Here is an 18623-nt window from a genome sequence, read left to right as displayed (position 1 = left end):
TCATCACCTTATTTCACTCTTTTCGGTAAAGCTGAACCTGAATGTTCAATTGTTGGATGAACATGAACAGTAATTTCAGCATTACTAAAGTAATTTTCGCCTTGATCCCAATTCTTACTTACCTTTTTCCACTCTTTATAATTATGTCGCTTATACACTTCCCCTAACTCTAGTACATCTACCTTATATTTTTTTTGAACAAGTTTAATTGATTTTTGAATACGCTTCTCCATTTCTTCCGATATATCCTTCTCTAAACGCTTTTCATTCAAAACCTTTTTATGATCACTAAAATGCAACTCAGCCAATGTGCCTTCCAGAGATAAATGAATATCAAACTTTGGTTTTGTAGCATTCGTTGTGGATACTTTAATTTTTCGACGTAACTTATGAATTTCATATGTAATAAGTTGATTCTTTTTACGGATGGTAAAAAAACCTCCAATTTTTTTACCTATTATATAATTCATCCCTACTGTTTCTTCCCCACTCAAATTGCCTACACATTTATTATCCTTTCCACGAAACAATGCTGCACCGTTCATTTGTACTCCTTGTTTTGTTAGTTCCAGAATAGGTAATACAAAACTTCGGTTAGAGATCATCTTTTCCTGCACCTCACCAATTCTTGCAGCCTCAATCATTTGGGCATTTTTCGGAGGGTGTTCAGCTAACATATCAATATACTGCGCCGGTAAATTTTCAGGCTTGGCACTTTGTTTTAAAATAGCTTCGGCATTTTTATTAGAAACGAACAAACGAATATTTCTTCTCATCTCATGATCGCGAATATATACATCTAACGTATTTTGTAAAATGTATGGATGTGAAAGTAATTCTTCAGAGAAAATAATCACCTGTATATGAGGGAAAAATAATGTACGACTAATTTTTTTGGCGATTATTCTTATTTGTTCAAATACACTATCTGCTTTTGCACTAACATTAATATAATTTTCGCTATCCCCACCCCCTTGTCCACCCTGTTGAGACAATTTACTGGGGAGTACCATCTGATAGGTCCCTTTCATAATTGGATTCGCTTTCTTCTCCTTCACAATATCGTAAGCCGCTCCTACTACAAATCCTCTTTCTTCTATCTCTTCTAACTCAGAACACCCACTCATAAATCCAGTTAAAGCCATAACCATTATAATTTTAAGAAGGTGTTTCATTTCCACCATTCCTTCTTTTTATTTTATATACAATTAAAACGAGCAAAGGAGCTAACACAACAAACCCCATATCTATCCAAGCTAAATAAGTCCCATAACTTGATAAAGTATTTAAACTACTAGGTATCATATTCACCATAAAAATAATAGGGGCACTTATGAAAATAAAAATTTGTTTCTTCACTTTCGGAAACATAGCACAAAACAATAAAGATGCGACGTCATAATACATTGCTGTAGTGTTATAAATAGTAATAATCCAAGTCGTAAAAAAAATCGCATCAAACCTTTCTAAAAATCCTCCACCAATTTCAATTTCTTTCCCTAATTCAATTGTTGGATATGTCAATCCACGTGTTGTCATATACGTAAAAACACTAATACAAGTTACATAAATTAAAATGTATGACAGCACGTTTACCATCACCGCTTTCGCGACTGCCATTGGCGCTTTTTTCGCTGTCTTATCATTCAGCAACACCGCATAAAATAAAGCTACTTCAAATCCAATAAACGTAAAAATAGAATTTTTAACTCCAACAGCATATTGACTTACTTTCGTTTGAAAAGCTGGTAGTAAATTATTTATTTCCATTAAATTTATATTCAATAAAGAAAGAAGTACTATCGCAATTAAAACAATAGGCAAGAATAAAACATTTAACCTTAATAAGGCTGCTCTTGATCCTGCTATTCCATAAATAACAACTAATAAGAAGAAAAAAGACAGTAGTTGTATTGGTGTATCACTAAATAAATACGTTTGAGAAATAACTGAAATCATTCGCGATTCATACGCTGTCAAAGCAGCAAACGTTAATACTAAAATACTACTAATTGTGTATGCAACAGGCTTTGTCAAATGCGCACTCGTATATTGAACAAAATTTTGTTTTGGAAATAAGATAGCCACTCTCGTCACAAACCAGCCTAAAACTGCGCAAATCAGTCCACCCAAAAGCAAGATAATCCAACCGTCCGAAAATAAAGTTTGGTTAGCGATATCTCTTGGCATAGACAATGCCCCTATACCAATAATGGTCGATGACACCGCAAACCCAATTTCCCGAGATCCAATCTCTTCATCGCCATACTCAAATGGTTTCACTTATTTTCGCTCCTTTGGACGTATTGTAGAGTCTTTTGTTTGTAAGTACTCTGGTCTATCTTTCAACATCGATTTTGGCATGCGAATAAATTCTTCTTTCCAATCTTTATAAAATGCAGGAGCAATGGGAGTTGTATACGGTATACCAACACTTGTTAAATTTGTAATATGAATAGCAAGTGCGATCAGAGCTAGAATAATCCCATACAGTCCAAAAGCCGTTGCAGCTAATACAAAGACGAAAAGTAAAATTCGGAACGTAATCGTAATACTATATACAGGAAGCGAAAACGTAGCAATCGCAGTAACTGCAATAATAATAACTAAAAACGGATTTACAATCCCTGCATTTACCGCAGCTTCTCCAATTACAAGACCTCCTACAATCCCTATCGTTTGCCCCATCGGTTTCGGCAATCGGATTCCAGCTTCTCGTATTAATTCCATAGTCAAGGCCATCATTAATGTTTCAATATATGCAGGAAACGGAACACCTTCCCTCGCACCTGCAATTGAATAAGCCAATTTAGAAGGAATAAGTCCTTGATGATAAGATACAAGTGCTACATACATAGCTGGTAACAAAACCGCAATTATGCCTGAACCCATACGTAAAAATCTTAATAACGTTCCAATCACCCAGCGCTCGTAATGATCTTCTACAGATTGAAAAATATCAACAAAGACAAGTGGTGCAATAAGAGCAAACGGGGATCCGTCTACTAAAATGGCCGCCTTCCCTTTCGCTAATGAGGCTATAATATTATCAGGCCTCTCTGTATTCAAAAACTGTGGAAATGGGGATAAATTATTATCCTGAATTAATTGTTCAATCGTACCTGTTTCCAAAACGACATCTGTCACTATTGATTGAAGACGGCGATCTAACTCTTTTACAATGTGAGGATTAATAATATCTTCTATATATACTAGGGTTACTTCTTTCTGCGATCGCTTCCCCATAATATAAGATTGGAACCTCAACTTTGGATCGCGTAAGCTGCGTCGGATTAACATTTTATTCACATTAATATCTTCATTTAATCCAACTCTCGGTCCGCGTATTAAATCTTCTGTCACTGGTGGTTCTAAACTTCGCTTCTCCCAAGCCCTACTATTAATAATGATAGCAGTTTGAATATTATCAATTAATATAACTGTATCTCCCGCTAAAATCGCATTTATAATATCCGGAAATGTTGTCTTCTTACCCACTTCCGCAATAGAAATAAAACGATCCAATAACGTCTGAACGACAGCCGCTTCATTTTGCACTTCTTCATATTGAAGAGTACGAACTACATATTTATAAACATTATCCTTGTCTGTTAACCCACATAAAAACACAACCGCACAACGTGTAAAACTCCCAGCAAGAGCAACTTCTCTAATTGTTAAATCATTAGGCGAACCTAACTCATCCCTAATTTCTTTCATAACTTCAAATAAGTTACCTTCAAGCTCTAACAATTTCCCCACCTAACTTCCTTTTCAACAAGTTTTTAGTTAGATTCCGCTAATTGAAGAAAATATATACAAAAAAGAGCTATCTCTTTTCAAAGATAGCTCTAATAAAGTAAAACTTTAATCAACCCTCACCAATCGGGCTTTTACAGGCAGCAGGGCCCCCACCTAACTTCTTTGCTTCCGCTGAATTTTGAGGTGGGGGTCTTACTGCTTGTTAATGCGGGATAAACGAATTACTTTTCCACTATTATAGTGTTTTTCTTTATAAATACACCTTTTGTAAATCCACTGACTACAAACATCACAATTATATTAATTAACAATGCGACTATACCTACATTCAAATCTTTTATATACTGCGGGAAACTCGGAAACATCGTGGCTATAGTTGAACCAGATAAGGTAATATATGCGACCACTAATAGCCCAACTCCCATTCCTGCAATAGCTCCTTGCTTCGTAATAATTTGACGTGGAAACAAACTACATACAAGTGCAGGGAAAAGTTGTGTAACGATACTGTATCCCATTAATAGAAGCGCTCCTATCGTTTCTCCTCCTTTAAATGTAAATAAAACTGCCACGAGCGTTACTACAGGCACAAATAATTTTGCCATCTTAGCAACTTGTCTATCTGAAGCAGATGGAACTATCGTTCGATAAATATTTTTCGCTAACAGTGTAGAAGCCGCCATAACAAGCATCGAACCCGGAACCAATGCCGTTAATACTCCCGCACTACCAATAATTCCAATAAACCAAGGGTCAAACGTTTGAAGAGCAAGTCTGAACAATGAAAGGTCTACATCCGCTCCTTTTAATCCCGGAACCTGTAATATAGCAGCAAATCCTGCAAAAAATACGAAAAGTAAAACTAAAGAATACAATGGCATAATTGCTGCATTTTTACGAAATACTTTTTCATTTTTTGCAGAAAAAGCAGAAGCAAATGTATGAGGCCACATATAAAAACCGAGGGCCGTTAATATAATAGTAGAAACAAACCAAGAAATACTCATTCCTTCTTCAGGTAAAGATAAAAATCCCGGTTTCGCTGCCTCTACAGCCTCAAACATCGGCTGAAATCCTCCATAATAATGATACGGCAAATATATACCTAAAAACATAACGATAAACAGTATCATAATATCCTTCAAAGCAGCCGTCCAAGCCGAACCATGTATACCTGAAACCATTACATATATAGTTATAACAATAGCACCGATCCATACTGCAACAACAGGTGACACCCTTCCGTAAGAAGCTTCTGAAACGATAATTCCCAGTCCTTTTAACTGTAAAACAAGATATGGGATGATGGAAACAACACCAACAATCGAAACAATAAGTCCAAGCGCTTTACTTCTATATTTCTTCGCAAAAAAATCTGACTGTGAAACAAGGTTATGCTCTTTCGCATACTTCCAAATGGGTGGCAATAAAAAATACGATAAAAGATAAGCTAAAGCACCATATCCCAAAATATAAAAGGTAGGTGCTCCTTTACTATATGCCCAGCCGCTTCCCCCTAAAAATGTAAACGTCGTATAAATTTCACCTGCCATAAGGAGAAAAACAAAAATAGTGCCAAATCCTCTTCCTCCAACTGACCATTGTTCTAAATTCATATCTTTTCCATGTTGTGCCCGAATCCCTAAAAATAGTGCGAGAAACAAAAATAAAATAATGATAAGTAATGCAGTCATTTTACATCCTCCTTATTAGCAGGATCAAACACGTACACAAGCCCCATACAAAAAGATGTAATAAACACTGATAATAATACCCAAAATAATAAAAATGGCATCCCTAATACGTAAGGAGTAACTGAATTCGCAAATATTGGCCCAACTACTAAACAAAGAACTGGGATAAGCGCTAGAATGTGTATTTTCTTCATCTCATTCTCCTTTACTTATAAAGTTCATAATGGCTGATACAAAGACTTCCACTCCAATCGGTAATGCATCTTCGTCAATCGTAAAACGAGGGTGATGGTGAGGATATATAATACCTTTCTCTTTATTTCCCGCTCCAATAAAAAAGAATGTCCCCGGTGCCTTTTGTAAAAACGCTGAAAAATCTTCTCCAGCCATCGTCGGCTGTAAACGAACAACTCTATCCCTTCCATAAAGTTGTAATGCCGTTTGTTCAATAAGCTCTGTAGCTTCATAATCATTTACAACTGGTCGATATCCATATTCATATGAAAATGTATATTTCGCTCCGTAAGATTCCGTAATATGCTTCACAATCCGCTCAATCTTCTTCTCTGTTTCACTTCGTAATTCATGTCTTAAACTTCTTACTGTCCCTTCAATCTCAGCTTGCTCTGGTATTACATTATGAGTTGTCCCAGCATGAAATTGCGTAACAGATATTACGAGAGAATCTAATGGATTCGTGAGGCGAGATACAATTTGCTGAAGTTGCGAAACGACTTGTGTTCCGATTACAATACTATCCACCGTTTCATGAGGGATTCCAGCATGTCCACCTTTTCCCTCTATCTTAATTTTAAAAACATCCGGTGCAGCCATTGCAGGACCATAAATAACACCTATTTTCCCAACCTCTAACGACGCCCAAAGGTGAGCACCAATAATATAATCCACACCTTCCATTACACCTGCAGCAACCATCTCCTCTGCACCACCAGGAAAATTCTCTTCAGCATGTTGGAATAGAAAACGAATCTCCCCTTTAATCTTCTCTCTTTCTTCTACCAACTTATGTACAACCCCAAGTAATATCGCTATATGTCCATCATGACCACATGCATGCATTACACCTTTATATGTAGAAATAAAATCAAACTCATTTTCTTCATGAATAGGAAGAGCATCCATATCGGCTCGAATCGCAACTGTTTTGCCCGGATGTTTACCTACTAACTTTGCCATCACACTATATTTAGTCGGCCGTGACACTTCTAAATATGGGAATTTCTGAAGTATATCGAACACAAACTGCGATGTTTTCTCTTCTTGAAAAGATAACTCTGGATACTTATGAAAATGCCTTCTCCACTCAACTAACTGATTTTTTGACAAAACAAGTTCCTTTGCAACATCCATTTCTCTTCTCCCCTTCTTCACCAAGTTAAATGTTATTATAACGTGAATCGTTAACTTTTAAAAGAATCTTCTGAATTTTCAGCGTTAATAAACCAAAAAGAAAAAGCCATCCCAAAGATGACTTTTTCATTATTATAAAATAGTAATTGCTTGTTTTCCCATTTGCTCCCAAGCTTTCTCAAATTCTGCTCGCGGAACAGCCAAACGTGGATTATTTTTAAGAGGATCATTTACATATACAAAGTTTTGATCATATCCAATTACTACTGCACTATGCTCATAATATGTAATTTTCACTTCGCCTGAACTCGTATTCCATGTTTCAAAACTACTTTCAGCTAGCGGCTTAAACGTCGTATTAATAATGACCCATACCGGAGAACCAGAACTAATTACTTTATATATATCTTGCATGTCTCTACCTGTTAAATTAATTACTTTTTCAGGAACATATTTTTCTGCTAAATCAAAGATTGGTTTATTGTATACACCATATCCAGGCTCTGCCTTTGTATAAATATTTCCCACAAATCCCTCGTAAGGATTTCCACGCAAACCATTTTGTTCAAATGGAACACGATGAATTTCGCTAGCAAGTTGCATCTTATCTACTTGTACACCTTTATATTGCAGCAACATAGCTAAACTTGTCACTTCACACCCTCTAGGCAATTCTGGTAATTGTTTAATAAACGGAACATCTTCAATCATAGCTGCTTCTTTCATTTCAGATAGAAACTCTAAGCGTAGAACTTGCGCCTTTTGTATGATTTTATCTTTTCCTATAAAAAATGCAGCAGCAAGTATAATCCCAAAAACAAAAAGATATTTTAACTTTTTCATTATAAACAAAACTCCATTAATTATTATTTTACAGATACACCTCTTATCATTGTACCCTTCTTCTTACTAGTTTGCTAGAAAGATCATGTGAATTATCGCTCATAGAATTAATTATAAAAATTCTAATTATTTTTAATAAAAAGAAAAATAAATATACATTTACAGAATATTTTGCTAAAATCAAAATTGTTAACATAGTGAAGATATCACCATGTTAACAAACATTCTTAGAGTATTTAGTCATAGTTCGTTTTTTTACATACTCCATTCATTTCATAGCAAATAAACCGAGTGTGTGTTGCATCCCCCACTAATGATTAAAAACTCAGAATAAAACGAAGTTCACACATTCAAGAAAATACGGGGTGAGGGACATATGAATCAACAAATTGAACAAACAGATTTAAAACGAACAATGAAAAGTAGACACCTATTTATGATTGCACTCGGCGGTGTTATCGGAACCGGGTTATTTATGGGATCTGGTCAAATTGTCCATAATGCCGGACCTGGTGGTGCTATTCTTGCATTTTTAGTCGGTGGATTTGTTATGTATTTAACGATGTTATGTCTTGGTGAATTATCCGTCGCTATGCCAGAAGCAGGTTCATTCCAAAGTTATGCAAGCAAATTCATTTCACCTGGTTTTGGATTTGTTGTCGGTTGGATGTATTGGTTAAATTGGGCTGTTACAGTTGGCGTAGAGTTAACAACTGTAAGTATTTTAATGAAACGCTGGTTTCCAGACGTTTCTTCCTGGATTTGGTGCGTTACATTTGCAACAGCACTCTTCCTCGTAAACGCTTTATCAGCAAAAGCATATGCAGAAGCAGAGTTTTGGTTCGCAAGTGTAAAAGTCGCAACAATTGTTATTTTCATCGTACTTGGCGGCGCTGTTATGTTCGGTCTACTAGACTTTAATGGAAAGCCAGCTCCAATGCTTCATAATTTCACTGAAAATGGCGGGCTATTTCCAAATGGTGCATTAGCTGTTCTTCTTACGATGATTACAGTAAATTACTCCTTCCAAGGAACAGAATTAATCGGAATCGCTTCAGGCGAAAGTGAAAATCCTGAAAAAACAATTCCAAAAGCAATTAAAAACACAATTTGGCGAACTCTCTTCTTCTTCGTCTTAGCGATATCAGTTGTTGTAGGTTTACTCCCATGGCAAGAGGCTAATCTAGTCGAAAGTCCCTTTGTACTTGTATTTGATGTAGCCGGTGTCCCATATGCAGCAGACATTATGAACTTTGTTATTATTACAGCTGTATTATCCGTTGCTAACTCTGGTCTCTACGCAAATTCTCGTATGCTGTGGGCGATGGCAAAACAAGGAATGGCAAGTCCAGCATTTACGAAATTAACTAAAAAAGGTGTACCGCTAAATGCATTAATTTTCAGCCTAATTTTCGCTAGCCTGTCCTTACTAACAAGTGTATTTGCGGCAGATACTGTCTTTCTAGTTTTAACATCTATTGCAGCAATGGCTGCCGTTGTCGTTTGGATGTCAATCGCCGCTTCACAGTTTTTCTTCCGTAGAAATTTCGTGAAAAACGGTGGCAACATAAATGATTTAAAATATCGTACACCGCTCTATCCACTAGTTCCAATCGTAGCGTTTTCGCTGAATTTCATTACATTTGTTAGTTTGGCTTTCATTCCAGATCAAAGAATTGCTCTTTATTGTGGCATTCCATTTATGATTATTTGTTACATTTTATATCAAGTTAAATATAAAAAAATTGTCACACTTGAACAGCCACGAACTGTCATACGAGAAATAAACTAAATATACAAAATATTCAGCTATCTTTCTTATGATAAGATAGCTTTTTTCTATTTCTTGGATATCCTGGTATAACTTTATTTATCTTAAAATTTTCACAATCACGTTTTTCTCTGGAAAATAGTTTACAATGTAATCAAGTTACAAATGATATTCACCTTAAAAAGTGTGCATTTGTGTCTATTTTTTAACAATATATCAAAAACTATTGCCTTCTATAAATTAATAGGTTTATATTGTTTTATTGGCATAGTTTCAATCCAAGGAGAAAGGAGATTTTCAATCGTGCAACTAAAGAAAGCGTTTTGGAAGTTGGCTTCGCTTCTTCCGTTATCATTACTTCTGTTCCTCGGTGGCTGTGATAAAAAACTCGCAGTATTAAATCCGCAAGGACCTGTTGCAAAAGCACAGTATGATTTAATTGTTTGGTCATTCTTGCTTATGTCATTAATTATCGCAATTGTATTCATTCTGTTTACAGTCATCTTGATTCGTTATCGTGAAAAACCAGAGAATATGGACTATGAGCCACCTGAACAACACGGTAACACATTACTAGAAATTATTTGGACGCTTGTTCCTGTTATTATCGTTATCGCATTATCGATTCCAACAGTAAAAGCAACTTATGCTTCGGAAGAGGTTCCGAAAGAGTCCAAACATATTAAACCAGTTGAAATTTATGTTACATCTGCAAACTGGAAATGGTTATTCAGTTACCCAGAGGAAAAAATTGAAACCGTTAACTATTTAAACATCCCAGCTGGTGTACCAATTCAATTCAAACTGACTTCTGTCGGCCCAATGAATGCTTTCTGGGTACCAGAACTTGGTGGTATGAAGTACACAATGGATGGCATGATTATGGATCTTTATTTACAAGCTGATAAGCCAGGTTCTTACCTAGGCCGTAGTGCGAACTTCTCTGGTGAAGGATTCACACACATGGAGTTCGAAGTTGAAGCAAAAACTAAAGAGAAATATGACAAGTGGGTTAAAGAAGTACAAGAAACTGCTCCTAAACTAACAGAAGCTAAGTACAACGAAATTGTTAAACCTGGTGTAGTTGGTCGTATGACATTCTCTAGTCACCACTTAAGTTATGTAGATCCAAAATCACTTGAATATTGTGATTACAACTACTACAAAAACAAAAAATAATAGCTATTATTCCAACAGATTGGAGTGAACACAGTGAAGCTTGATGAATTCTTTGTCACAGGTGACCCGATTATTTACGGTGCAGACGCTTCTATCGTTCTTGTGACATTAGCAATCATTTTCGTACTAACAAAGTATAAAAAATGGAAATGGCTTTGGGACGAATGGTTAACAACTGTTGACCATAAAAAAATCGGAGCTATGTATATTATTTCTGCGGTTATCATGTTATTCCGTGGTGGTATGGATGGTTTAATGATCCGTGCACAATTAACATTCCCAGAAACAACTTATTTAAACGCTGAACACTATAACGGGATCTTTACAACACATGGTACAGTAATGATTCTTTTCATGGCAATGCCATTCGTTATGGGATTAATGAACCTTGTAGTACCATTACAAATTGGTGCTCGTGACGTTGCATATCCGTTCTTAAATGCTTTAAGTTTCTGGTTATTCTTTGTCGGAGCAATGTTATTCAACATCGCTTTCGTAATCGGTGGTTCTCCAGACGCCGGGTGGACTTCTTACTTCCCAATGGCAGGTACAGAGTTTACTTCGGGCGTAGGAAATAACTACTACGCAATTGCATTACAGATTTCAGGTCTCGGTACGCTAATGACCGGTATTAACTTCCTTGTTACTATCTTAAAAATGCGTACACCTGGTATGACTTTAATGAGAATGCCAATGTTTACTTGGTCAATCTTAATTACAACAATTATCATTATTTTCGCTTTCCCAGTATTAACAGTTGCTCTTGCATTAATGACATTTGACCGTCTATTCGATGCTCACTTCTTTACGATGGCGAGCGGCGGTATGCCAATGTTATGGGCCAACCTGTTCTGGGTATGGGGTCACCCTGAAGTATATATCGTTATTTTACCGGCATTCGGTATTTTCTCTGAAATCATTAGTACATTCTCACGTAAACGTCTATTCGGTTACAGTGCAATGGTATACTCAATGGTTGCAATTTCTTTACTAAGTTTCGTCGTATGGCTTCACCACTTCTTCACGATGGGTGCAGGTCCAGCGGTTAACTCATTCTTCTCGATTTCGACAATGGCGATTTCGATTCCAACCGGGGTTAAGATCTTTAACTGGTTGTTTACACTGTATAAAGGACGTATTCGTTTTACAGTTCCAATGCTTTGGTCATTGGCATTTATTCCAAACTTCGTAGTCGGTGGGGTTACAGGGGTTATGCTTGGAATGGCAGCAGCTGATTATCAATACCATAACAGCTACTTCCTAATCGCTCACTTCCACTACGTATTAATCGCAGGTACAGTATTCGCTATGCTTGCTGGATTCACATTCTGGTATCCAAAAATGACTGGTCATATGTTAAATGAACGCCTAGGTAAATGGACATTCTGGATCTTTATGAGCGGATTCAACATCTGTTTCTTCCCAATGTACTTCTTAGGTTTAGACGGTATGACTCGTCGTATGTACACTTACTCTGAAAGTCTTGGATGGGGATGGCTAAACCAAATCGCATCTGTTGGTGCGGTAATGATGGGTATCGGCTTCCTACTTCTTTGCTACAACGTAATTTGGAGTGCACGTCACGGTGAACGTGACACAACTGGAGATCCATGGGATGGTCGTACACTTGAATGGGCAACTCACTCTCCTGTACAACATTACAACTTCGCGAAGCTTCCTGAAATTAAAGAAGCTGATGCTTTCTGGTACATGAAAAAACGCGGAGAAACAGTTACACCAGCAGCAGAAGATATTAAACCAATTCACATGCCAAGTAACTCTGGTGTGCCTATTATTGCGTCTGGATTCTTCGGTCTTGCAGGTTTCGCATTAGTATTTAGCTGGTTCTGGCTTGCAGCAATCGGTGGTATTGGTATTTTAGCTTGCTTAATCTATCGTTCATTCGATTATGATGAAGGCTACTATATCAGTGTTGATGAAATTAAAAAAACAGAACATATAGCATGAGAGGTGAAATGACATGGCGGCTTTAGATAAAAGCTTACCTTTGGAATATCAATCCGAACAAAGCAGATTGAATATCCTAGGATTCTGGATTTTTCTTGGGGCTGAAATTATGCTGTTCGCAACACTTTTCGCCTCTTATCTAGTCCTTGCTGGTCGTACGGCAGATGGCCCAACACCAGCGCAATTGTTTGAACTTAAAACGCTTTTAATTCAAACATTACTACTTTTAACAAGTAGTTTTACATGCGGTATCGTAATTCATGAAATGCGTAAGCATAACCAAAAAGCGATGCTTGGATGGTTCGTCCTTACATTACTTTTAGGTGCAGGTTTCCTATTCTTCGAGATCGAAGAGTTCATTATGTACATTGGTGAAGGCGCAACAATTCAAACAAGTGCTTTCTTATCTGGATTCTTCGTTCTTCTTGGAACGCATGGAGCCCACGTAACAGGCGGTATCATTTGGGCAATTTGTGTTATTATCCAAATTTTAAAACGAGGTTTAACACCAGTTACAGCTCGTAAAGTATTCATTATCAGCTTATACTGGCATTTCCTTGATCTTGTTTGGGTCTTTATTTACACACTAGTTTACTTGAACGGGATGGTGGCGTAAATGGCTCAAAACAACAATCAAGCAAACGGACATGCGCATAGCGGATTCCCTTGGTCACACGTTTTCGGATTTATTTTATCGCTTGCATTAACGTTTCTAGCGTTATACGTGGCACTTTACACAACATTGCCACTTTCAACAGTCTTAACAACTATTATCATAATGGCTGTTGCGCAAGCATTGTTACAATTAATTATGTTCATGCATTTAAAAGAAGGAGAAGGAAGAGTTCAAATTCTTACAATGATATACAGTTTCTTCGTTGCAACTGCAACAGTTGGTTTAACTGTATGGATCTTCTTCTCAATGTAATGTACATGAAAAAGACTGCTGAGGAATCAGCAGTCTTTTTTTATTCCGCATTAACGAGCAGTAAGATTCCCTCCCCTATTACATCCACATTACGGAATTAACAGCATAATCATGAAAAATATACTTATTATGACAAATGTTAAGAAAAGTCTTTCTTTATGAAATCGAATCCATATGCGTTGCTTTTCTACCTATTATATGGCTAAATAGGTACTATATTTATTTGAAGGGAGAGAACGCAATGGAACATCATACTTCTGTTCTATCACTTATGGTTGTCGTTGCAATCGCGTTTTTCGTTCCCCTTTTGTTACAACGCTTTAAATTAAAAGCACTTCCTGTGGTCGTTGCAGAAATTATTGCAGGAATCTTTGTAGGTAAAAGTGGGTTTAATATTATTGAGCCAGATATATGGCTTCAAGTTTTATCAACATTAGGATTTATCTTCCTCATGTTCTTAAGCGGTTTAGAAATTGATTTTTCTATCTTTAAACAAAAAGGGAAAAAAAATAAGACAAACGAACCAAATACATTTCAGGCAGCAAGCATTATCTTCTTATTTATTTTCATCTTATCTTATGCCCTATCATTACTATTCGTATGGCTAGGATTCGTAGATAATGCAATGTTCATGACTTTAATTATTTCAACTATTTCTTTAGGTGTTGTTGTACCAACATTAAAAGAGAATAACCTAGGAAAAACTGCAATCGGACAAATCATTTTATTAGTTGCTGTTATTGCAGACTTAGTTACAATGATTTTACTCGCTGTTTTCGTCGGATTAAATTCCGAAAGCGGCCAAAGTATGTGGCTCTTACTTATTCTATTCGGTGCCGGTATTGTCATTTACTTTATTGCAAAACGCTTTAAAAACATTCCATACTTAGATAGTTTAAAAGCTGGTAGTGTACAAATTGATACACGAGCTGTTTTTGCACTCATTTTAATCTTAGTTGGGTTATCGGAATCTGTTGGAGCAGAAAATATTTTAGGGGCCTTCTTAGCAGGTGTACTCGTATCGTTATTATCACCAAATGAAGATATGGTGGAAAAACTTGATTCTATCGGCTACGGTTTCTTCATCCCTATTTTCTTCGTAATGGTTGGTGTAAATCTAGAGGTGTGGTCTATTTTCAAAGAACCTTCTAGCATGCTAATGATCCCAATCTTAATTGTAGGACTCTTTATTTCAAAACTCTTACCATCACTCGTCTTAAGAAAATGGTATCCACGTAATATCGTACTTGGAAGTGCAATTTTATTAACATCGACACTTTCTTTAGTTATTGCGGCTGCACAAATTGGTGAAAAACTGGAGATCATCAGTCCAAGTTTATCTGCCTCTCTTATTTTAAGCGCAGTTATTACTTGTATTTTTGCACCTATATTGTTTAAAAAAATGTTCCCAAAAGTAGAAACACCAAAACCAAAAGTAGCTATTATTGGCGCGAGCAGAATTACCCTTCCGTTATCACTAGATTTAAAACGAGAAGATTATGACGTAACGCTATATATGATGCGTCAAAACAAAATAAATGATGAAGAAGCGAAATCGCACGACTTCCCTATCGTGAAATTGGATGACATCACAATCGCATCATTAACTGAACAAACAGCATTTGATGCAGATCGCGTCGTTGTTGCAACAAGTGATGATGAACAAAACTTATTATTGGCAGAACATGCAAAAGAGCTAGGTGTTGAACATGTTATTGCAAGTGTAGAAGATCCACTTCTACAAGAAAAAGCAACGCAAGAACATATCGCTGTATTCTCAACAATTAACTCTACACGTATTTTATTACGTGCGCTTATTGATAAACCTAGTCTCGTTCGCTTAATTACAACAGCAAACGAAACAGTCCGTGAAGTTGAACTACGGAGCAATAAATATAACGGCGTTGCACTTCGTCGCCTTCCGTTTTTAGGTGATGTACTAGTCATTCAAATTTATCGTGGAAATAAAGCATTAATCCCACATGGGGATACAAGACTACAACACGGTGATACATTACTTGTAACAGGCTCAAAAGAACATATCGATACACTAAAAAACATATTAGAATAAAAAAATGCCCCTCACATAATTGAGGGGCATTTTTTCCATTTCATATGGTAAAATGTTACTATCACATATTATGGGGATGGATTACATTATGTCTATTATAACTTTAGCTCTCTTATTATTAGCCGAAATACTCGTTGCCATTATTCTCATCGGTGTTAGTATTGAGATTTGTAGTTACGGATGGAAAAAATCGAATGGAATAAAATATTCTTGCCTCCTACTTTCATTCCTTCTCGGAACTGCTAGCATACTCGGACTTCTCGCCGCACCTGCCTATTTCTTTATACAATTAACAGAAAAAGCGTTATAAGAAAGGATGTTAATATGATTACCTTGAAAAATATTGAGGGATCTGAAACTTACGTATTACGTCAAAAAATTTTACGCCCCAATCAAACATTAGCAGATTGTAAATACCCTTCCGATTATGAAACAGACACCTTCCACTTAGGCGCATTTATAAACGATGAACTAATTAGTATCGCTTCCTTCTCAAAAGAAATATATCCCGACTTACCAACGGGTATTCATTATCGTCTACGAGGAATGGCAACATTACCTGCATTTCGAAACAACCGTGCTGGAAGCTCCTTAATTCAGAAGGCGGAACAAATCTTGCAAGAACGCCAAGCAAATATATTATGGTGTAATGGCCGAATTACTGTAGCTGACTATTACAAACACTTAGGCTTTCAGGAATATGGTGAAATCTTTGAAATTGAACCGATTGGCCTTCATAAAGTACTATATAAAAGAATATGAGAAAAGCTTTCCTCAATATGGGAAAGCCTTTCTTATATTTCAATCTTCTCTTTTTATTTTTTTCATATATATGTATATAAACAAACTTGGAACTAAAAAACAAGCAAACATAATAAGTCCTGTCATACTAATTTCCTTTATCGAAATATCTGGTGTTACAACGATACAAATAGCTAAAATCCCAATAATAATACCCACCGGAATGAATAATAGCTTCATAAAATAACGACGCGACACTCCGCCCGTATGCTCATACACTTCCACTGAATTTTTCAGATTTAAAAAGTTAATAATTATTATCCCGCCCATAAATACCATTAATAAATCCGAAACACTTTCATATCCTGCCCCTTGCAAGACATAGCGGTAAAAGACGATAGCTAGTATGACGATATTTTGTAAGATGAAAGCTAATCTAATATGTTTTAACCCTTCAATCATTAAACGTTCATCTTTCACGATTTTCATCCTACCACTCCTTTTCCTCCCAAAACAAATCATTCAACGTTTTATCTACTGCATAACAAATTTTTAAACATAAATCTAAAGATGGATTGTATTTCCCCTTCTCAATTAAACTAATCGTTTGCCTTGTAACGCCTACTTTTTCTGCTAATTGTTGCTGTGTTAAATCTAATTGAACACGCGCGACTTTTATTTTACTTACAGCCATTCATGTTCCTGCTACTAAAAATATAGACAAATGTATATTCTTAGAGTATTCCTGCTTCTACGTGCCCTGCCTCGCTAATCACTTGCTACTACAGTTTGCTGTGACACTTCACAGGCGTAAATTCCGATGTAGCCCACCGTACATATATACAATCTATTTACGTTAGTATTGTATATTTTTTTGCTTGTAAAAGGTTGATTGACGCATTTAAATCTCTATCTATTACATTGCCACATTCACATGTATATACTCGGTCAGACAGCTTTAAATCCGACTTTTTTTGACCGCAACATGAACACATTTTAGAAGATGGATAGAATCTGTCCACTTGCCGTAGTTCAATTCCATATTCCCTACATTTCATTAATAACCATGTTTTAAAAGCATAAAAACATTGTTGCGCTACAGCTTTAGATAGATGTTTGTTCTTCATCATACCTTTCACATTCAAATCTTCTACTACAATAAACGTTGGCTTGGTTTTCACCACATCATTTACAATAGACTTTACATACGCTAATCGAATATTTGCTAGCCTAGCATGTAGTTGTTGCACCCTAAGAATATTTTTGTTTATATTCGCTCTTTTATTAGTAACAGGTTGTTCACCTCTCTTTCTTATATTTTCAAATTTGCGTGATAAAGAGCGTTGTTCACGTTTTAAACGTTTTTCTATCTTTTTTACTTGTACTGTTTTATTTATATTTTTGTGAGTTTTTCCATCGCTACGTACAGCGAAGTCTTTAATTCCCAAATCAATTCCTAGACCTACTGTATTGAGAGTTGCATTTGGTTTTACCTCTTTCACTTCACAGAGTATAGACACATAGTATCTTCCTGCTCTTTGATATACTGTACCACTTTTTACAGTTGTATTTTTTGAAATATATCCATACTCTTTTAACCTTATCCAACCAATTGTAGGGACTTTTACTCTATGTCTTTCTACTGTCCAATCTGTTTTGTTGTTTTTCGGAAAGTAGCACTTCACATCTTGCTTCTTCTTTTTTTTATATCGTGGAAACTTAGATAAACCTTTAAAAAACCGCTTAAAAGCTTTATCTCCATTCATAATCGCTTGTTTTACCGCTTTGCTCGACACTTCTTTAATCCACTGGTCACACTCTTTTGTATGAATGTTGTTTAACCATTTGGAAAAGTCATAACCACTAAGAAATTTCCCCTCCGACTCATATACCTCTTTATTTTTAGAGATATACAGGTTATATACATATCGACACACCCCAATAGTTTGACGGATTTTACTAATTTGTTCAGTTGTCGGTTTGATTTCTATTAAATATGCTCTTTTCATAAGCCTTCATCCTCCGACATTTTCTTTTTGTATTTTCTCAACCCATATATTCTACAGCTAAATACATGAATGATAGATATTAAATCCTGAACAAGTTCTTCTTGAATACCCATATATTTCTTATACTGTTCTTCTGTATAATATCTTCTTCCTTTTGGGTTTCGGTAAGCAGGTAAAACAACTTGATTGTCCCACCTTTGCAATGTCTTAACAGAGACATTAAGCATTTCTGAAAATTCTTTCGGTTTATATTGTTTCATAATTACTTTTCACTATATATGCCTAC

General features: G+C 36.0%; 18 protein-coding genes and 2 pseudogenes. 8 read left to right on the top strand and 12 right to left on the bottom strand.

Going from position 1 to position 18623, the window contains the following annotated elements:
* Nucleotides 1-8: 8 nt before the first annotated feature.
* From gerLC to ACTL4X_RS03665, 7 genes are all read right to left on the bottom strand, one after another.
* Nucleotides 9-1175, bottom strand: a complete 1167-nt coding sequence (gerLC, locus tag ACTL4X_RS03695) for a spore germination protein GerLC (protein WP_000681631.1) — start codon at nucleotides 1173-1175, stop codon at nucleotides 9-11.
* Complete coding sequence (gerLB, locus tag ACTL4X_RS03690; RefSeq protein ID WP_000802008.1) at nucleotides 1159-2283, bottom strand: spore germination protein GerLB; 1125 nt, start codon at nucleotides 2281-2283, stop codon at nucleotides 1159-1161. Before gerLB ends, gerLC begins: the two co-directional genes overlap by 17 nt.
* Complete coding sequence (gene gerLA, locus ACTL4X_RS03685) at nucleotides 2284-3762, bottom strand: spore germination protein GerLA (RefSeq protein ID WP_001999095.1); 1479 nt, start codon at nucleotides 3760-3762, stop codon at nucleotides 2284-2286.
* Between the two features lie 221 nt (nucleotides 3763-3983).
* Complete coding sequence (locus ACTL4X_RS03680) at nucleotides 3984-5456, bottom strand: sodium:solute symporter family protein (RefSeq protein WP_000125937.1); 1473 nt, start codon at nucleotides 5454-5456, stop codon at nucleotides 3984-3986.
* Entirely contained in the window at nucleotides 5453-5650 is a 198-nt protein-coding gene (locus ACTL4X_RS03675; protein ID WP_000719833.1) for a DUF3311 domain-containing protein, read from the bottom strand. Before ACTL4X_RS03675 ends, ACTL4X_RS03680 begins: the two co-directional genes overlap by 4 nt.
* A 1-nt stretch (nucleotide 5651) precedes the next feature.
* Nucleotides 5652-6827: an amidohydrolase gene (locus ACTL4X_RS03670; protein ID WP_071740704.1), complete on the bottom strand. Its 1176-nt coding sequence runs from the start codon at nucleotides 6825-6827 to the stop codon at nucleotides 5652-5654.
* Between the two features lie 132 nt (nucleotides 6828-6959).
* Nucleotides 6960-7670: a C39 family peptidase gene (locus ACTL4X_RS03665; RefSeq protein WP_071740703.1), complete on the bottom strand. Its 711-nt coding sequence runs from the start codon at nucleotides 7668-7670 to the stop codon at nucleotides 6960-6962.
* A gap of 376 nt (nucleotides 7671-8046) precedes the next feature.
* Between ACTL4X_RS03665 and ACTL4X_RS03660 the strand changes: the two genes are divergently transcribed.
* From ACTL4X_RS03660 to ACTL4X_RS03625, 8 genes are all read left to right on the top strand, one after another.
* Entirely contained in the window at nucleotides 8047-9462 is a 1416-nt protein-coding gene (locus ACTL4X_RS03660; protein WP_086692362.1) for an amino acid permease, read from the top strand.
* Nucleotides 9463-9744: 282 nt separating this feature from the next.
* Nucleotides 9745-10620, top strand: coding sequence for a cytochrome aa3 quinol oxidase subunit II (locus tag ACTL4X_RS03655; RefSeq protein WP_001176165.1), 876 nt, complete (start codon nucleotides 9745-9747; stop codon nucleotides 10618-10620).
* 33 nt (nucleotides 10621-10653) lie between these two features.
* The gene (gene qoxB / locus ACTL4X_RS03650) at nucleotides 10654-12588 is read left to right on the top strand and encodes a cytochrome aa3 quinol oxidase subunit I (RefSeq protein ID WP_000762366.1); all 1935 of its coding nucleotides are present in this window, start codon (nucleotides 10654-10656) and stop codon (nucleotides 12586-12588) included.
* A 13-nt stretch (nucleotides 12589-12601) separates the two neighbouring features.
* A complete protein-coding gene (gene qoxC, locus ACTL4X_RS03645) occupies nucleotides 12602-13204 on the top strand; it encodes a cytochrome aa3 quinol oxidase subunit III (protein ID WP_000729317.1) in 603 nt (200 codons plus the stop codon).
* Nucleotides 13205-13516: a cytochrome aa3 quinol oxidase subunit IV gene (qoxD, locus tag ACTL4X_RS03640; RefSeq protein ID WP_000068425.1), complete on the top strand. Its 312-nt coding sequence runs from the start codon at nucleotides 13205-13207 to the stop codon at nucleotides 13514-13516.
* A gap of 241 nt (nucleotides 13517-13757) precedes the next feature.
* A complete protein-coding gene (locus ACTL4X_RS03635; protein ID WP_000399957.1) occupies nucleotides 13758-15587 on the top strand; it encodes a monovalent cation:proton antiporter family protein in 1830 nt (609 codons plus the stop codon).
* Nucleotides 15588-15639: 52 nt separating this feature from the next.
* Entirely contained in the window at nucleotides 15640-15897 is a 258-nt protein-coding gene (locus ACTL4X_RS03630) for a DUF4022 family protein (protein WP_017657800.1), read from the top strand.
* Nucleotides 15898-15911: 14 nt separating this feature from the next.
* A complete protein-coding gene (locus ACTL4X_RS03625) occupies nucleotides 15912-16349 on the top strand; it encodes a GNAT family N-acetyltransferase (protein ID WP_000631362.1) in 438 nt (145 codons plus the stop codon).
* Between the two features lie 39 nt (nucleotides 16350-16388).
* On the opposite strand, the gene ACTL4X_RS03620 is transcribed toward ACTL4X_RS03625, so the two are convergent.
* The 5 genes and pseudogenes from ACTL4X_RS03620 to ACTL4X_RS03600 form a co-directional block, all read right to left on the bottom strand.
* Complete coding sequence (locus ACTL4X_RS03620) at nucleotides 16389-16817, bottom strand: hypothetical protein (RefSeq protein ID WP_000706629.1); 429 nt, start codon at nucleotides 16815-16817, stop codon at nucleotides 16389-16391.
* Between the two features lies 1 nt (nucleotide 16818).
* Nucleotides 16819-17022 carry a helix-turn-helix transcriptional regulator gene (locus tag ACTL4X_RS03615; RefSeq protein WP_000301183.1) on the bottom strand — a complete coding sequence of 68 codons (204 nt, stop codon included), beginning with the start codon at nucleotides 17020-17022 and terminating at the stop codon, nucleotides 16819-16821.
* A gap of 157 nt (nucleotides 17023-17179) precedes the next feature.
* Nucleotides 17180-18337, bottom strand: coding sequence for an RNA-guided endonuclease InsQ/TnpB family protein (locus ACTL4X_RS03610; RefSeq protein ID WP_071740700.1), 1158 nt, complete (start codon nucleotides 18335-18337; stop codon nucleotides 17180-17182).
* Nucleotides 18334-18441, bottom strand: a pseudogene (locus ACTL4X_RS03605) (IS607 family transposase); the annotation flags it as partial. The gene ACTL4X_RS03610 and the pseudogene ACTL4X_RS03605, both read right to left, overlap by 4 nt.
* Before the next feature lie 27 nt (nucleotides 18442-18468).
* Nucleotides 18469-18597: pseudogene (locus tag ACTL4X_RS03600) on the bottom strand (MerR family transcriptional regulator); the annotation flags it as partial.
* Between the last annotated feature and the right edge of the window lie 26 nt (nucleotides 18598-18623).

It is taken from the genome of Bacillus sp. RE35 (assembly GCF_052146655.1).
Taxonomy (GTDB): Bacteria; Bacillota; Bacilli; order Bacillales; family Bacillaceae_G; genus Bacillus_A; species Bacillus_A cereus.
The sequence above is the reverse complement of the archived record's forward strand: the minus strand, read 5'-3'. Positions and strand labels throughout refer to the sequence as shown.

Excerpts from the sequence above, each read along its gene's own strand:
- ACTL4X_RS03670 (WP_071740704.1), bottom strand. The coding sequence starts at position 6,827 with ATGGATGTTGCAAAGGAACTTGTTTTGTCAAAAAATCAGTTAGTTGAG.
- ACTL4X_RS03625 (WP_000631362.1), top strand. The coding sequence starts at position 15,912 with ATGATTACCTTGAAAAATATTGAGGGATCTGAAACTTACGTATTACGT.
- ACTL4X_RS03610 (WP_071740700.1), bottom strand. The coding sequence starts at position 18,337 with ATGAAAAGAGCATATTTAATAGAAATCAAACCGACAACTGAACAAATT.
- qoxC (WP_000729317.1), top strand. The coding sequence starts at position 12,602 with ATGGCGGCTTTAGATAAAAGCTTACCTTTGGAATATCAATCCGAACAA.
- ACTL4X_RS03680 (WP_000125937.1), bottom strand. The coding sequence starts at position 5,456 with ATGACTGCATTACTTATCATTATTTTATTTTTGTTTCTCGCACTATTT.
- ACTL4X_RS03675 (WP_000719833.1), bottom strand. The coding sequence starts at position 5,650 with ATGAAGAAAATACACATTCTAGCGCTTATCCCAGTTCTTTGTTTAGTA.
- qoxD (WP_000068425.1), top strand. The coding sequence starts at position 13,205 with ATGGCTCAAAACAACAATCAAGCAAACGGACATGCGCATAGCGGATTC.
- ACTL4X_RS03660 (WP_086692362.1), top strand. The coding sequence starts at position 8,047 with ATGAATCAACAAATTGAACAAACAGATTTAAAACGAACAATGAAAAGT.
- ACTL4X_RS03615 (WP_000301183.1), bottom strand. The coding sequence starts at position 17,022 with ATGGCTGTAAGTAAAATAAAAGTCGCGCGTGTTCAATTAGATTTAACA.
- ACTL4X_RS03665 (WP_071740703.1), bottom strand. The coding sequence starts at position 7,670 with ATGAAAAAGTTAAAATATCTTTTTGTTTTTGGGATTATACTTGCTGCT.
- ACTL4X_RS03635 (WP_000399957.1), top strand. The coding sequence starts at position 13,758 with ATGGAACATCATACTTCTGTTCTATCACTTATGGTTGTCGTTGCAATC.
- ACTL4X_RS03620 (WP_000706629.1), bottom strand. The coding sequence starts at position 16,817 with ATGAAAATCGTGAAAGATGAACGTTTAATGATTGAAGGGTTAAAACAT.
- gerLC (WP_000681631.1), bottom strand. The coding sequence starts at position 1,175 with ATGAAACACCTTCTTAAAATTATAATGGTTATGGCTTTAACTGGATTT.
- ACTL4X_RS03630 (WP_017657800.1), top strand. The coding sequence starts at position 15,640 with ATGTTACTATCACATATTATGGGGATGGATTACATTATGTCTATTATA.